Below are 14,185 nucleotides of genomic sequence, written 5' to 3' on the forward strand. Positions count from 1 at the left end.
GAGCCGCATGCGGAGGAACCGCGATGAGGAATGAGATCCCCGCGATGGACACCATGCGGCGCACTTTCGACGCCGACGGACTCGCACCGCCCCCCATCCCCGTCCCGCTGCGGCCACGGTTGCGCGAGCAGCAGCCGTGGGTGTTCACCACCCGCGACATCGACCCCGACCGGATGTACCGTTTCGACACGGCGAGAGAGCACAACTACCTCCACGAGGCGCTCAGCGACCCGGTCGAGGACTACGTCGCCGTCAGTCACGCCGGTCACGGGGTCAACTCCTTCAGCATCAACTACTTCCTGGTCTACGGGCCGGTCATGGTGTTCGCCCAGGCCCTTTGGGGCGGTGTCTACACCGACAGGGCCAAGACGACGGAGGCGGTCGGCGCGATGTTCCGCCAGTGCGCCGAGCTGATCGAAACGGTCGACGCCGCGAAGGCCGGTTTCCCCGGTCGCGTGTTCGTCGCCGTAAGCGACTTCCGGCAGCATCCCGGCGTCGACGGCTACCGCTGGGTCAACATCTGCCGCCGGCTCGCCGGACCACTCGGCGACCGCTCGGCGGCCGTCTCCTGGCTCGACACCACGCCAGTGATCTCCACGCCGGACGGCGGTGAGCCGCCGTCAGGCATCCAGGCCGCCACCGAGATCATCCGCAGCTTCTGACCTCCGAGCTGACTACCCCAGAGGCGCTCTTCCCGCCAGGCAACCCGTTCCCGGCTGTCCCGCCTGGTCGTGGGTGACACCGAGGCAAGCGCCGTCCGCCTCGACCACGCGTATCCCGCGCTAAGCCGTTCCGCCCGCTGCCCGTCGCTCCGGTGATTTCACGGGCGGCTTCCACGATTGCTGCGCCCAGGGCCGCCCGGCCGCTCGGCGTCGGTGACCAACACGGCCAAATACAGCGAACCACGGACCCTTCCCGTCCCCACCGAGGTCCACCCCGCCGGAAAGATCCTCATGGACGCCCACATCAAGCTACGCGCCGTCGGCTACCCGGCCCGCGGCGGCACCTGCGGCAAGATCTGGATCGGCTACCTCGGCGATCGTCTTCCGCACACCAAACCAACGGAGAGGCCCTGATAGGCGTGCCTTTCTCCTCAGGTGCGGCGTGCGGCCCAGACCGAACGCCTGGTGCGGACCGCGAGGTCGTCACGCCGCAGGAGGCTGTGCGGGCCGTCGACGTCGAGCAGCCGGTCGAGTGCGACCAGGTCGTCGGGGTCGAGCTCGGCCGCGACCGCACCACGAACGCGTCGCAGCACACCGAGGGCATACTGGCCGATCGCCGCGTTGCCGGCGGCCGTGACGTCCACGTCGACGAGGAGCTCGCCCTCCACCGTGAACCCGGCGGCGGTGAGCATCGGTCCCCAGTCGGCGCCGCGGTGGGGAAGGTGCCGGGCGTGGAGCCGGTCGCCCGCGGCGTGGAGACGGTCTTCCAGGCCCGGCCGGTCGGCGGGCGCGGTCGCGGGCAGAAAGCGGGGAAGTCCCGCCATCTCAACTACGACGCACAAGCCGCCGGGCGCGAGCAGGTCGTGGACGGAGCGCAGGGCGTGTCCGGGGTCGGCCATGTGGTGCATGGAGCCCGAGGCCCACACGAGGTCGGGGGTGCCGAGGTCAGGCCAGGTGGCGTCGTCGAGATTGGCGAGCACCGTGCGCACCTGCCCGTCCACCCCGCGGGCGCACGCCTTCTCGCCGAGCCGCCGCAGGTGACCGGGCGAGGCGTCGACGGCGGTGACATGCGCCTCGGGGAACTGGTCGAGGAGGGCGAACGTGCCGGCTCCGGTACCCGAGGCGAGGTCGACGAACCGGCGCGGGTCGCCGTGCAGGGGCAACCACCTGATGATGTCGGCGGTGTGCTCCGCCAGGACTTCCGCGTCCAGTTCGAGGATCTCCGCCTGCGCGCCGTCCGCGTCGTGGTGGTGATCCTGGTGCTGGGCATGCGTGTGCGTCATGCTGCGACGATAGAAGTGCTATGCCTTATGTGCATATAGTCATGCGTACCGAGCAAGAAAGTGGACTCCCGCGATGCTGGGGAGGCAAGTGACGCCGTCATGAGCCGCTGTCCGCGGGGTCGTCGCTCTCGCGATGTCCACGACGGGCGTCCCGGTCGAAGACGAACATGACCTCGCACGGCCGGCCTTCCGCGCCGATGGCGTGCGGCATCATCGTCGGGAACTCGGCGGCACGATTGGTCTCGACGCGGAAGCGGCGGTCGCCGAGCAGCAGAATCGCGGTGCCGGACAACACGACAAGCCACTCCCTGCCGGGATGGGCGCGCATCTTGGCGGGACTGTCCGGCGGTGGCTCGGTGAACCGCCGGCGCGTGACGCTCATGGCCGGATCACCCTTCATCGGCCAGCTCAGGCCGTGGGCGCCGTGGTTCACCGGATTGATGACGACGTCATCCGCCGTGTTCTCGACCAGCTGATCGAGGGTGGTGTCCAAGGCGTGGGCCAGCGCGACGAGCTGGTCCAGCGCCAGGCGGCGCTGACCGTTCTCGATGCGGCTCAGCGATGACTGGCCCAGGTGGACGCGCTTGGCGAGTTCGTCCAGAGACAGGCCCTGCGCGACCCGCAGTGCCCGGATGCGCTTGCGTACGAGGCTCTCCAGCGCACCTTCTTCTTGCGTCATAGGCAAGATGTTATGTCACAGGCGCAAGTCATGCTTAGAGTCCTAGCAGCCGGTGCCGGAACGACCTCGGTCCCGCATGAGAGAAGGGAGATGCCAAGGCAAATTTCACGTACACGAACGACGCACTGACCGGCGTGATCGGCGAAGGAACCGACTGAACGGAGCGCCGCTGCTCGCATGCCCTGGCCGCGTCGTCGGCGTGGACGGCAACAGCGAACTCGGCCCCCACCTGCCCGCCATAGTCCGAACCTCTGCCGCGCCGTCTTCGTGGACGGCAATGGCGAACTCCGCATCAACGCCCCAGACCAGGCCGCCACGGCCCGACCCTCCGCCGCGTCGTCGTGGACGGCAACGGCGATCCCCGCAGCAACGCCCCGAGCTGGCCGCCACAGTCCGAACCTCCGCCGCACCGTCGTCCTGGACGGTAACGGCGATCTCCGCAGCAACGCCTCCGACCCGGTTGCCACGAGCCCGAACCTCCGCTGTGCCGTCGTCGTGGACGGCAATGGCGATCTCGGCAGCCGGACCCGGTCGCCACAGTTCGATCGTCCGCCGCGGCCAGTGCCTCGGCGCCGCGCACGTCAACTCACTGCCTTCCGGCGTCCGGCCACCGCCTGGCGCCGTGATCTCCCATGCCCTTCTGAGAGGAACCGATGAGCACCAACCACCCCGTACAGGGGGCCGCCACACCGGACGCGCGTCAGTTGCGCACCATCCTCGTCTCCGTGTCCATCTCGTTGATGGCCGTCGTCGCCTCGGTCTCGGGCCTCAACGTCGCGCAGACCCACATGGCCGTCGACTTCCAGGCCTCCCTGGGCACGGTCCTCTGGATCATCAACATCTACACCCTGACCCTGGCCGCCCTGCTGCTGCCGCTCGGCGCGATCGGTGACCGTCTGGGCCGCAAGCCCATGCTGACCGCCGGGCTCACGTTGTTCGGCATCGCGAACGTGGTGGCGGCACTGTCCCCGACCGCGGAGGTCATGATCGCGGCCCGCGGGCTCAGCGGTGTCGGCGCCGCGATGATCATGCCGATCACCCTGGCCGTCATCACCTCCACCTTCCCCGAGGAACGCCGCGCCAAGGCCATCGGAGTGTGGACGGCCGTCGCGGGAGGGGGCGGCATCCTGGGCATGTTCCTCTCCGCCGTCCTGGTCGACATCGCCGACTGGCGCTGGCTGTTCGCCCTGCCCACCACGCTGATCGTCGTGGCGCTCGTGATGACGGTGAAGTCGGTGCCCAACTCCCGCGAACGCTCGGCCCACCCCTTCGACACCATCGGTACGCTGCTATCCACCATCGCCGTAGTCGGCCTCATCTTCGTGCTGCAAGAGGGCCCCGAACGCGGCTGGACCGCACCGGAGACGTCGACCAGCCTCGCCGTCGGCATCGTCGCCGGCATCGCGTTCGTGGTGTGGGAACTGCGCCGCCGCGACGCCTCCCTGCTGGACGTGCGCCTGTTCCGGGAACGCGGCCTGGCGGGCGGCTCGCTCACGTTGCTCGTGGTCTTCGGCGTCCAGGCAGGCATCGGCGTGGTGCTGTTCCCGTTCTTCCAGGCCGTGCTCGGGTGGTCGGGCCTGGTGTCGACGGCGGCCCTGATGCCCATGGCGATCTCGATGATGCTCGCCTCCGGCCTGGCGGCCAAACTGGCCGACCGCATCGGCGCCCGCGCGACCATGACCACCGGCGTCATGCTGGCCGGCGTCGGGCTGGTGTTCATGGGGCTATTCGTCTCGGTGGAGGGCGGCTACATGTCGATCCTGCCGGGGCTGGTCGCCATGGGGCTTGGCATGGGCCTGTCGATGACGCCGTCCACCGAGGCCATCACCAGCTCCTTGCCGCAGGAAAAACAGGGGGTCGCCTCCGCGCTCAACGACATCACTCGCGAACTTGGCACAGCCCTGGGTGTCGCCCTGCTGGGAGCGCTCTTGTCCGCCGGCTACCGCGGTGCGATCGACGGCAAGTTGTCCGGTGTGCCCTGGGATGCTGCGGACGTCGCCAGGGAAGGGGTTGCCAACGCCGTCGAGGTGTCGGGTAGCGCCGGCCCGCACGCGGCACAGATCGTCCAGGCGGCTCGCGAGTCCTTTGTAGACGGATGGCAGCAGGCCATGTGGGCGGGAGCGGCCGTCATGGTGGTGTTGTCTGTCTACCTTGTCGTGCGAGGTCCGGGGAACCGGGGGCGCTCCGTGGTAGACGGTGCGGACAGTGGTTCCAGGTCGAGCCGGGTCGAATCAGCTCTGTGACAGGGGGTTCCACCGCTGTTCTGCAGTCCGCGAACGAGTGCTCGCGCAGTGCTGGCTGGCGGAATGGTTGGCCCGGTGGGTGCCCCCGGTAGGAATCGAACCTACGACACCAGGTTTAGGAAGCTGCTAGCTCTATTGAGGTGCGTATGCCGCTGGCCTGATCCAATGCGCCGCTTAGCGACAGCCCAAACTTGATCATTCCGTATCTGCTCCGGATCTTGCGACGGCAGTACTTGCCTGTAGTGGCGGTGAGTATGGCCAATGATGATGTGCTGATCAAGGCTTTGACCCGTTAGGGCGTCTTCGTTGGATCCCTTTGCCTATGGTCGTTTCTTCATGTGATATGCCCTGATTATTCCTGGTCTCTTTGTGTTTCCCTGTGATTGCCAACCTTCGAAGGGAGTGCTGGCCGGCAAGACCTGAGCATCGTAAGCAGTGTGGTGGCGGTTTTACCCTGTTTGCACGATTACTCCAGGAAATCCAGCGGCGGGAGACTGTCCACGATTTTTATCGTCTTCAAGCTGACTGTCACTATCCTCTTAAGAAGGTCGATGATGTAGCGCGGATCGTCGGACCAATCGTTGGGATCATTGGTGATACCAGACGCCTTGTCGATTTTCAATTGATACCGGTCGATGATCCACTCAATTGCGGAGCGAGCACCAAGTTGGTAACGGTACGCCTCCTCTGGGATGTTGGTGAGGGTAACGCGACTGTTGTAAATGATGGTCGAGCGGTCCGACACACCCTTTACCTTTGGAATCTTCATCTTCGCGACGCGATATAGCTCGCGGGGAGTGATTTCTGCCGCGTTTCCTGACACTGTCTCGACGATGCCCTTATATGGCTCGGCCCGCTCGTAGCCGATGTGTAGGTCAGCTAGTTTGCGACCCGCATCGACGTAAGCTTGGAAGTCGCGGACCTTGGGAATGCGTGGAAGGGTCTTCTTGAGGTCTGCGGCGAAGCGGTCGCAGTACTCGGAGGAGTGGAGGAGTCCGTAGGTGTAGTAAAAGATGTCGTCCTTGGTGATCGTGGAGTCGGTGTACGCCTCGCGAAAATTCCGGAGAGCGGCATCTGTGATGTTGTCAACCCGCTCGTACCCACCGTCGCCCTCAGCCTCAGCAAAAAGATCGTCTCCCTTGCCAAGCTCACGGTACGTGTAGCGGGCAAAGTGAGGGCCGACGCTCTTTGTTCCGACCGCATGCAGGTCCGGGACAGCGTCGGTAGCCAGTACCGAGAACGGCTCATCAGAGCCCGTACCTGTGATGTAAAAGCCGATGTTCTCCGCCTCTGACGTGGGGAACAGTCGCCCAAGCAGGTAGACCATGTCGTTCAGCCGTGCATCGAAGACAACGTGCTGCTTGGTGAAGGGTCGGTATGCGGATACGAAGAGCCGTTGTTTTTCGAAGACGTAGGTCGTACCCTTCGCGACGTTGGCCTTGTCAGCGCGGTTCCAACTGATCTTTTTCGGGTCGAAGTCGATGAACCTCTCGGCGTCCGCTGCCTGCGGCCCGTTGACGCCTTGCGCTCGGCAATGCTCCGCGAACCCAGCCACTTGTTTGTTATAGAAGGCGACCATGGACTTCATATTCTCGATTAGGCGCTGCTGGGAGAAGTTATAGGCCCATGGATCACGTCCGGTCTTGAGCCCGCCGGAATGTAGCTCGAATATTGCGCTCGTACGTAGCGCCTTGTCTTTCTCGCCAATCGCTTGGAAGGCCGCGAACCGCTCGTCCCGCTGGTTGATCCAATCGCCTTCGGCGTTTGGGGTGATCTTCTGCCAGTCCACCGTGTCCAGGCTCTGGGCGCCCAGGATGCGGAGTTTCTCTTCGCGGCGAAGATAGTCGCCAATATCCCGGTAGTGCAATTTGCATCCAGTGCCCCCGGAGTTCTCGCCGCCCTTGACGAGGATCAGGATGGCCACAGTATTACGGCTGCCTGCACCGAAGATCTTGTCCCCTTCCTTGCGGGACAGTTCCCCCGAGGTACGCTGGTTACCACGCAGGTTGTAGCAGTAAATTGCATCGAACTCGTCGACCAGCGACATGCGCAGACCATCGGCAGTGTTCCCGTCAATGTAGCCGCCGTTAGAGACATACGCGACGATACCCTCGTCCTTGATTCGGTCTGACGCCCAGCGGATTGCCCGGATGTAGGAGTCATACAGCGAGTTCTTATTGGTGGCCGTGGAGCGCGCGACGTATGTGCTCTTGATGCGCTCGTCCAGCACCTCGTACTTGAGGTTCTGGTTGTCGTCGTTCTGGCTGTCCTGACCTACAGAGTAGGGCGGGTTACCGATGACGACAGTAATCTTCTGCTTCTGTTGCTTTTTCGCGCGCTCGCTGTTGCCTTCCATTACCTCCATCCCCTCGAAGGTGGCGGTGCCCTCGGCGAGTTGGAAGGTATCGGTGAGGACGATGCCTTCAAAAGGTTGGTAATCGCCACCGTTGAGATCGTGGAAGGCGGCCTCAATGTTGATGGCAGCGATGTAGTAGGCGAGCAGCACGACTTCGTTGGCGTGTAGCTCGCTCGTGTACTTGCGCAGCAGATCCTTCGGCTTGATCAGCCCCGATTGGAGCAAGCGCACGGGGAAGGTGCCGGTGCCAACGAATGGGTCGATGATCTGAACACCCTGGTCGGTCAGCGAGCGTCCGAAGTACTTGATCAGAGCTTGCTCAGCGGAACGGATGATGAAGTCGACGACCTCGATCGGCGTGTAGACGATGCCGAGTGCGTCGGCGGTCTTGGGTAGGGCGGTCTTGAAGAACTTGTCATACAGCTCGACAATGACGCGCTGCCGGCCCTCATGGTTGTCGATGCCCTCGGCGCGCACCCGCACCGAGTTATAGAAGCCCTCCAAGGTCTTGGCCTCGGCATCCAATCCTTGGTCGTCGAGGATGTCGAGCATCCGTTGCATTGCCTTGGAGACAGGGTTGTGGTCGGTGAAGCGGTAGTTCTTGAACAGGGCGTCGAAGACAGGCTTTGTGACGATGTGCTGAGCGAGCATATCGACGGCATCGGCCTCGCTGACCCTAGGGTTTAAATTCGACCGCAGTTCGTTCACAAACTCTTCGAGGGCCGCCCGCTTCTCGCGGGAGATGAGCGCCGCCTTGATACGCGTGACATGGCGGTCGGCGATCTGGGCAATATCCTTGGCCCAGTCCTCCCAGTAGTGGCGCTCGCCTACCTTGACGACGATGCGGGCATAGATGGCATCCCGCCAGTCGCTGACGTTAAAGAGAGTCTCCTGGATGTGCTGGGCGCTCTCGGCTTCCTTGTCCTTGGCGGCCTTCGCGCTGTTGTCGGTGCTGGAGCCGTCCTTATCGCCGATTGACTCGTCGCCAGGACCGATATTGCCGATGCCGATCTTGTTGTCGGGCTTCTTTTTGTTCAGCTCGATTTGGTTCACGGTGGCGTCGAAGCGGTCGTCATGGGCGCGGAGGGCCTGGAGGACCTGCCAGACCGTCTTGAAGCGCTGGTTGTCGGCAAGGGCCTTTTCTGGTGCCATCCCGGCGGGGACGGCGACGGGGAGGATGATGTATCCGTAGTTCTTGCCAGGGGCGAGGCGCATCACGCGGCCTACGGACTGCACGACATCGACCACAGAGTTGCGGGGGTGCAGGAAGAGGACCGCATCCAGGCTTGGGACGTCGACACCCTCGGACAGACAGCGGGCATTAGACAGGATTCGTGCCTTGGCAGGGCCGGGGTCCTGCTTGAGCCAGTCCAGCAATTGATTGCGCCGCAGCGTGTTGAACGTTCCGTCGACATGGTCGACCTCGCAGTGCAGCACTCCATCATCGGCAGCGTCGTAAGCGTCGACCACCTCATTGAACCTGGCGGTGATCGTCTTTGAGTCCGCGATCGAGCGGGCAAAGGCCACTGCCCGCTTCATCGGCGCCTCGTCCTTGGCGAAACCGGAACCGTCGGCGAAGGTACCCGTGCGTTTGGCTAGGGCATTCCAGCAGCCGATGATCTTGGCAGCGTCGCCCAGGTTCAGTTCCGACCCGCCGCCTGCCAAGCCGTCTTGGAGCGTCTTGGCGACCACGCCCTCGTCGATGGTAAGGATTAGGACCTTATAGTCGGTGAGCAGTCCCTGCTCTACTGCCTTGCCAAAGCCGAGGTGATGGAACTGCGGGCCGTACAATTGCTCGTTGTCCATCGAGACAAGGAGCGCTTCCGCTTTCGCCGCGTCGGCTTTGACCTCCTCCTTGTAAATGCGCGGAGTGGCCGTCATGTAGAGCCGGCGATCCGCGCCAAGGTAAGCATCATCATGAACCCGGACGAAGGACGACTCGTCATGACCGGACAGTGTGACCCCGGTGGTTCGGTGGGCCTCATCGCAGAGGATTAGGTCGAAGCGGGGCAGACCATTTCTCTGAGCCTCCGAAATCGTGGCGATGGACTGATAGGTGGAGAAGACCACGCTCAGGCCTGGAGTCGCTGCCACACTGGCCATTTGCTGGATCAAGCGGTCCGGGTCGGTGGTCGCGGGAAGGGCCAGGTCGTGGATGGCCATGTCCTTGTCATCGCCGGTCGCCTGGTGCTTACTGACTTTCGTGTCTGAGCACACGGCGAAGGCTCGTAGCGTCACCTCCGCCTCATATGACCACTCGCGCAGGGCCTGGGAGAGCAGGGCGATTGAGGGTACCAAGAACAAAACGTTCGTGTGCTCCCCCGCCCCGGACAAGACACGTTCCTTCTGTACTCGCTCGGCGATTTTCAGGCTGGTGTAGGTCTTACCAGTACCGCAAGCCATGATCAGCTTGCCTCTGTTGTGCTCAGCGAAGCCCTTGAAGACGTCTTGGATAGCCTCACGCTGGTGCTTGCGAGGCAATTTCTTGGCTTTCAGACTCATCTCGATGTGTTCATCGATAGCCGCACCGAGATGCCACTCAACCGGACTATTCGCGATGTCGGCCAGACCGAGTCGGGTTACCGGGATCTGCTGGTCGTTGAGGGCCTCCTCAGCGTGATCGGTCCACTTTTCAGTTGTTGAGATGATCATGCGGCGGGTGAACCCACCCTTGCCGGAGGCTGTGAAGAAGGAGTCGATGTCAGCTTTGCTGATGGTGTGCTGGGGCTCGTAGAACTTGCATTGGATGGCGCAGAAGCCGCCGGTCTCCCGATCTTGGGCAACCAGGTCGATGCCGGTGTCCCGCATGTCGTGCTCGGCTCCCGGCCAGTCCCCCCACATCCACACGCGGGTGAACTGCTCTGTCCACTGTGGGTCGGTGCTGAGGTACTGGACCATCAGCTCCTCGAAGCGAGTGCCGCGATCACGGTTAACGTCGGAGCTGTCGCGGATGGTCTGGATGACGTCATGCACCGTCACGGCTGCGGCCACTGTGCCTCGTTCCAATCGCAGTCGACGGCACGCGCCCTGCGCACCGAGCAGATCACCAAAAGTACGCAGCACTCTACGATGTCCGACCGACAGTCGGCCACGATCTGCTTCCTTACTGGGCCGGCATCTCGGAAGCCCATTGCCCAGTAGATCTCACACATGGGCGGCGGTGGCCAAGACCGGCTGACGACCATTGGGGCGACCAAAGCGCAGTCGAAGACGTGTGAGAACCCTTGGCTCCTCTGTCGCCGAAGCCCGAACCTGTCAATTGGTGCATGACGTTGGGGTCGGTCTTCGGTGAGCCGGAGCTGAGGAACGAAGCTCCGGATCGGCGATCGCCCCCAGCCGTCGACTGTCGCCAACCACAATCAGGCGATCGTGAGGGCGAACTGAGTGCGGCGGCGTGCCGCTGGGGTCGGCGCGCTCTTTCGGCAACAGCGGACGCGTCGGTCGGTGGACGGCCCGGGCCGCTGCCGTCTGGGACCGGCCCCCAGGCCGCAGCCCGGACGGCAGGGCGGCGGAGGGCCGGGTACGGCGGCGCGGCGCGCCGCCGCTTGATCCCTGCAAGAACAATTCGGCAACCAGCAGATAGGGCGAGTTGTCGTGTCCCGGGACATGCTTGACACATCAGTCCCAGGACATGTTTGACAGGTGCCGTTGTCGGCCGATCCTTCGTGCGTTCTGTACGAATGGCGCCGAAGCCACAGTCCACAGGCCCTCGATCGTTAACCCCACGGGTCGATAGAACCATGCCACACGCATTGAAAGGGAGCATACTTGAACATAAAGGACAACTAGCTCACTCATGGAACAGGTCTGTGGATCTGCCTGTCCAATCATTAGTTCTAAAACGGCAGGTCAGAACTACCGTATTGACGCAATCAAGAAATTCGACCACCATGCTGTTTCGGCTGCTCGCTTCTGGAGCGAGTGTGATGAAAGGGGGCGGCATGCCAAAGGGCCACAAGTGTCCGAACTGTGACAAGTACACACTTCAGGCGTACACCACTAACCAGTTGCGGTGCAGCAAATGCGCCACGATCGTGAAGAAAACTCAAGTTTCCTGAACTAAGAACACCGTGTCGGCAACCTCCCTGCGGTATCTCATGTGTTGCTGCGTAGGGTCACTAGCCGCTCATGGAAGTCCAAGGCGGCCGCTTCCTTGCGGTATTTCTGCCTAAGAAGGCGGTCGAGATCTTCGGCGCGGGTGACAAGATCCGCAAGGGACTTCCGGTCAATATCGAGCGCTATCGCGCCGTGTTCTGTCGCAGCGTCCAGGTCGCCACGGCGGGCATGGACAATGCCGAGATCAATATGTGCGTCAGCGACTCGCATCGGCGCGTTCGAACTGCCATCCGCGCGCGTGTGCATCTGTATTGTCTCTCGGGCGTGCTCCTCGGCACGATCGTCGTCCGCGAGCCAGGTGTAACAGGTGGCCGCGTAGAAGACCCACTTGGCGTGATCGAACACGAAGTGGTGGTCAGGGTTCTCGGGCATGGCGAGCGTGCCCAGGACCTTTGCCCCTCGGGTGAGCGCGCGGTCCGCTTCCCGTCTGTCGCCAATGCGGGCCAGTCCGCGGGCTTCCTGCAGGGTGAGTTGAACCATGGCGCTGCTGCTGCCGGCGACGGCCTGGCCCATGCGGGCTGACTTCACGACGTCCTCGTACCGGCCTTCGACTAAGGCGAACCAGGCCGCCATCTCGTGTGCCCAGCCCATGAGTTCGCCGTGGCCGACCTGACGGCCCATCTCGAAGGCGGCTCGTCGCGCTGTCTCTGCTTCCTCTCGCTCTCCCAGGTCGTAGTGCACACAGCCGAGAAGAGCAGTTAACCAACCGGTGATGACGAGCACTTCGCGGTGTTGGTCGAAAGTGAGGCGTCCGCGAAGAAGTTGGGTGACCTGCGCGAGACGTTTCTGAGTCCGATCACGCAAAGTGGTAGCAGGCACGACCGGATAGGCGCGGCAGAGCAGGTCGACGGCTTCAGCCAAGGCTTCTAATGTTCCTGGCCCCACATCGGATGCCTGGAGCTGCTGGGCCAGTTCCATCGTCCCGTACAGGTCGGCTTCGGCTCGTAGAGCGTCTACGGGCATCACTCTCGCCTTGACTAACCGGCTTTCGTTTCTCCGGTTCGGGGAGAAGCCCAATTGCTCAGGTGAGAGCCCTGTCGCCTGCTGAAGGGCGAGCCGAAATGGCGTGCGTGGCCATGAGACCTCACCCGCTTCCCATCGGCGAATGCGCTCCTCGTCGACGGTGAGACGTTCACTGATTCCGGTCGCTGTCTGGTTGATGAGCTGGGCGAATTCGGCGCGAGTCAGGCGATGCTCGTTCCGCCATGCGCGTAGTTGCACGTTCGGGATGTGGTCGGGCATCCGGTGCCTTCCTCCCAGGCGGGGGTGCATGAGGGGGGTAAGAGGGGCGCCTTCGGGGGTCCTACGTGGAGGCGCTGGCCGGTGGACTTGTCATCAAGCAACCACGGTACGTCACAGCGGCCTCCCCGAAAGAGCGGGTGTGCCGGATCAATGAGGAGTTGGCGACGGTGACCCGGCCAATCGAGTTCAGTCAGGCATTTCCATGCTCCGCCTGTCGGGGCCGTGGCGCAAAGCTGCGGGTGTCACGGCGGGAACTGCTGGTCGGGCCGGTGGATGAGGAGCGCGACGGGAGCGGAGAGCGGATGTGTCTGGACTGCCTCGGAAGCGGCCGGGCCGAAAGGAGCGCGAGATGAATCCCAACGCGACGGAAGGTCTGGCAAGAACCGACCAGCCGGCGACCGAGAACTACCTAATTCTGCTGGCCGGTCAACTGACCGAGATCGCGATCCGGGCGGAACTGCGGGAGGAGAATCGAATGGTTCTGGTCTACCCGCCGCAGGGCCCTGGCCTGCCGGTCGCGGTCTTCATCGGCTACGGCGGCACGTGCTTCTCCTGGAACAACGCCGAGAAGCGCCACCCGGTCACGGACATCAAGGGCGCGGCCGAAGCCCTGAAGGAGTACGTGACCCGTTAGAGCGGGCGCGGCTGGGCGGTTGACGTCGGACCGAGGGAGCCGACGTGGGGTGAAGCAAGCCGCCCGGTCTGCGTCTGGCCCGGCAGGTGGAGAGACTCCGTGGCTCCCACCTGCCGGGTCTTCTGCGTTCTGCGGGTTCTGGCGGCGGCGTGGACAGTGGTCTACCGCCGGGATACTCTCAAACTTGGTAAAACAACCTGTCGGGTGATGGACGGTCGAGATGTCGCTTGAGTCCGTTCCGCCGAAGTATGCGCAACTTGTGCAGAACCTTCAGCGGCGCATCGAGTCTGGGCAGTATGCCCCCGGCTCGACCCTGCCCAGCGAGAACGAGCTGATGAAGGAGTTCGCCGTCTCGCGGCCTACCGTGGTGGCGGCTCTGCGGATCTTGAAGGATCAGGGCTGGATCGACTCGCAGCAGGGCAAGGGCCGCTTCGTCCTCGGGCGTCCGGCGCTGGCATCCTTCGAGGGTTCACGGCCTGGCCGGGCCTACCTCACCACGGCGGAGACCGCGACCGAGGGCGAGATCGTCGAGTCAGCCGTCGTCGCTGCCCCTAATCGTCTGGCCGCTCTCCTGGGCGTTGAGCCCAAGACCCGCGTTTTTCTTCGTCGCCGGTTGATCTCCCGAGACGGCGAGCCGACAGAAATCGTGTCGGTCTGGGTGCCGCTGGAGCTGTCCGAGGGGACCGACCTGACCAGCGCCGCACCCCTGCCCGAAGGGATCCGCTCCCACCTGGAGAGCCGGAAGGGCGTCCGGTTCGATCATGTGGTGGAGCAGGTAACGGCACGCATGCCGACCACGGCGGAGGCCAAGCAGCTCGGCATGCCCAAGGGGGTTCCGCTGCTGGTCGTGTACGGGGCGGTGCGCGATGCGTCGGGACGCCCGCTGACGGCGGTCGAGGTGTTGTTGCCGGCCGACCGCCATGAGCTGGAGGACGCGTATCCGATCGGTTAGCCGATTGCTACTCACCGA

At 63.7% G+C, this 14,185-nt stretch carries 9 protein-coding genes; 5 read left to right on the top strand and 4 right to left on the bottom strand.

Annotated elements, in window-relative coordinates:
- The first annotated feature begins 23 nt into the window (after positions 1 to 23).
- Both GT755_RS33400 and GT755_RS33405 read left to right on the top strand, forming a co-directional pair.
- A complete protein-coding gene (locus tag GT755_RS33400; RefSeq protein ID WP_161483567.1) occupies positions 24 to 662 on the top strand; it encodes a hypothetical protein in 639 nt (212 codons plus the stop codon).
- Positions 663 to 839: 177 nt separating this feature from the next.
- Complete coding sequence (locus GT755_RS33405; RefSeq protein ID WP_161483568.1) at positions 840 to 1,076, top strand: hypothetical protein; 237 nt, start codon at positions 840 to 842, stop codon at positions 1,074 to 1,076.
- A gap of 17 nt (positions 1,077 to 1,093) precedes the next feature.
- Here the strand turns inward: GT755_RS33405 and GT755_RS33410 are convergent, their stop codons facing one another.
- Positions 1,094 to 1,945: a class I SAM-dependent methyltransferase gene (locus GT755_RS33410; RefSeq protein WP_161483569.1), complete on the bottom strand. Its 852-nt coding sequence runs from the start codon at positions 1,943 to 1,945 to the stop codon at positions 1,094 to 1,096.
- Between the two features lie 97 nt (positions 1,946 to 2,042).
- The gene (locus tag GT755_RS33415) at positions 2,043 to 2,624 is read right to left on the bottom strand and encodes a helix-turn-helix domain-containing protein (protein WP_161483570.1); all 582 of its coding nucleotides are present in this window, start codon (positions 2,622 to 2,624) and stop codon (positions 2,043 to 2,045) included.
- Between the two features lie 653 nt (positions 2,625 to 3,277).
- On the opposite strand from GT755_RS33415, the gene GT755_RS33420 reads away from it, so the two are divergent.
- A complete protein-coding gene (locus GT755_RS33420; RefSeq protein ID WP_161483571.1) occupies positions 3,278 to 4,867 on the top strand; it encodes an MFS transporter in 1,590 nt (529 codons plus the stop codon).
- A 466-nt stretch (positions 4,868 to 5,333) separates the two neighbouring features.
- Here GT755_RS33420 and GT755_RS33425 read toward each other — a convergent pair whose 3' ends face one another.
- Together GT755_RS33425 and GT755_RS33430 are read right to left on the bottom strand one after the other, a co-directional pair.
- Positions 5,334 to 10,214 carry a DEAD/DEAH box helicase gene (locus GT755_RS33425; RefSeq protein WP_202610815.1) on the bottom strand — a complete coding sequence of 1,627 codons (4,881 nt, stop codon included), beginning with the start codon at positions 10,212 to 10,214 and terminating at the stop codon, positions 5,334 to 5,336.
- A 1,104-nt stretch (positions 10,215 to 11,318) separates the two neighbouring features.
- A complete protein-coding gene (locus GT755_RS33430) occupies positions 11,319 to 12,581 on the bottom strand; it encodes a helix-turn-helix domain-containing protein (RefSeq protein ID WP_161483572.1) in 1,263 nt (420 codons plus the stop codon).
- Between the two features lie 349 nt (positions 12,582 to 12,930).
- Between GT755_RS33430 and GT755_RS33435 the strand changes: the two genes are divergently transcribed.
- Complete coding sequence (locus GT755_RS33435) at positions 12,931 to 13,215, top strand: hypothetical protein (RefSeq protein ID WP_161483573.1); 285 nt, start codon at positions 12,931 to 12,933, stop codon at positions 13,213 to 13,215.
- A 220-nt stretch (positions 13,216 to 13,435) separates the two neighbouring features.
- Positions 13,436 to 14,167, top strand: coding sequence for a GntR family transcriptional regulator (locus GT755_RS33440; RefSeq protein WP_161483574.1), 732 nt, complete (start codon positions 13,436 to 13,438; stop codon positions 14,165 to 14,167).
- Positions 14,168 to 14,185 lie beyond the last annotated feature (18 nt).

It is taken from the genome of Herbidospora solisilvae (assembly GCF_009901565.1).
Classification (GTDB): domain Bacteria; phylum Actinomycetota; class Actinomycetes; order Streptosporangiales; family Streptosporangiaceae; genus Herbidospora; species Herbidospora solisilvae.

What these genes read in the sequence shown, in the direction of transcription:
- GT755_RS33400 (WP_161483567.1), top strand. Translation starts at nt 24, where the DNA reads ATGAGGAATGAGATCCCCGCGATGGACACCATGCGGCGCACTTTCGAC.
- GT755_RS33410 (WP_161483569.1), bottom strand. Translation starts at nt 1,945, where the DNA reads ATGACGCACACGCATGCCCAGCACCAGGATCACCACCACGACGCGGAC.
- GT755_RS33415 (WP_161483570.1), bottom strand. Translation starts at nt 2,624, where the DNA reads ATGACGCAAGAAGAAGGTGCGCTGGAGAGCCTCGTACGCAAGCGCATC.
- GT755_RS33420 (WP_161483571.1), top strand. Translation starts at nt 3,278, where the DNA reads ATGAGCACCAACCACCCCGTACAGGGGGCCGCCACACCGGACGCGCGT.
- GT755_RS33430 (WP_161483572.1), bottom strand. Translation starts at nt 12,581, where the DNA reads ATGCCCGACCACATCCCGAACGTGCAACTACGCGCATGGCGGAACGAG.
- GT755_RS33435 (WP_161483573.1), top strand. Translation starts at nt 12,931, where the DNA reads ATGAATCCCAACGCGACGGAAGGTCTGGCAAGAACCGACCAGCCGGCG.
- GT755_RS33440 (WP_161483574.1), top strand. Translation starts at nt 13,436, where the DNA reads ATGTCGCTTGAGTCCGTTCCGCCGAAGTATGCGCAACTTGTGCAGAAC.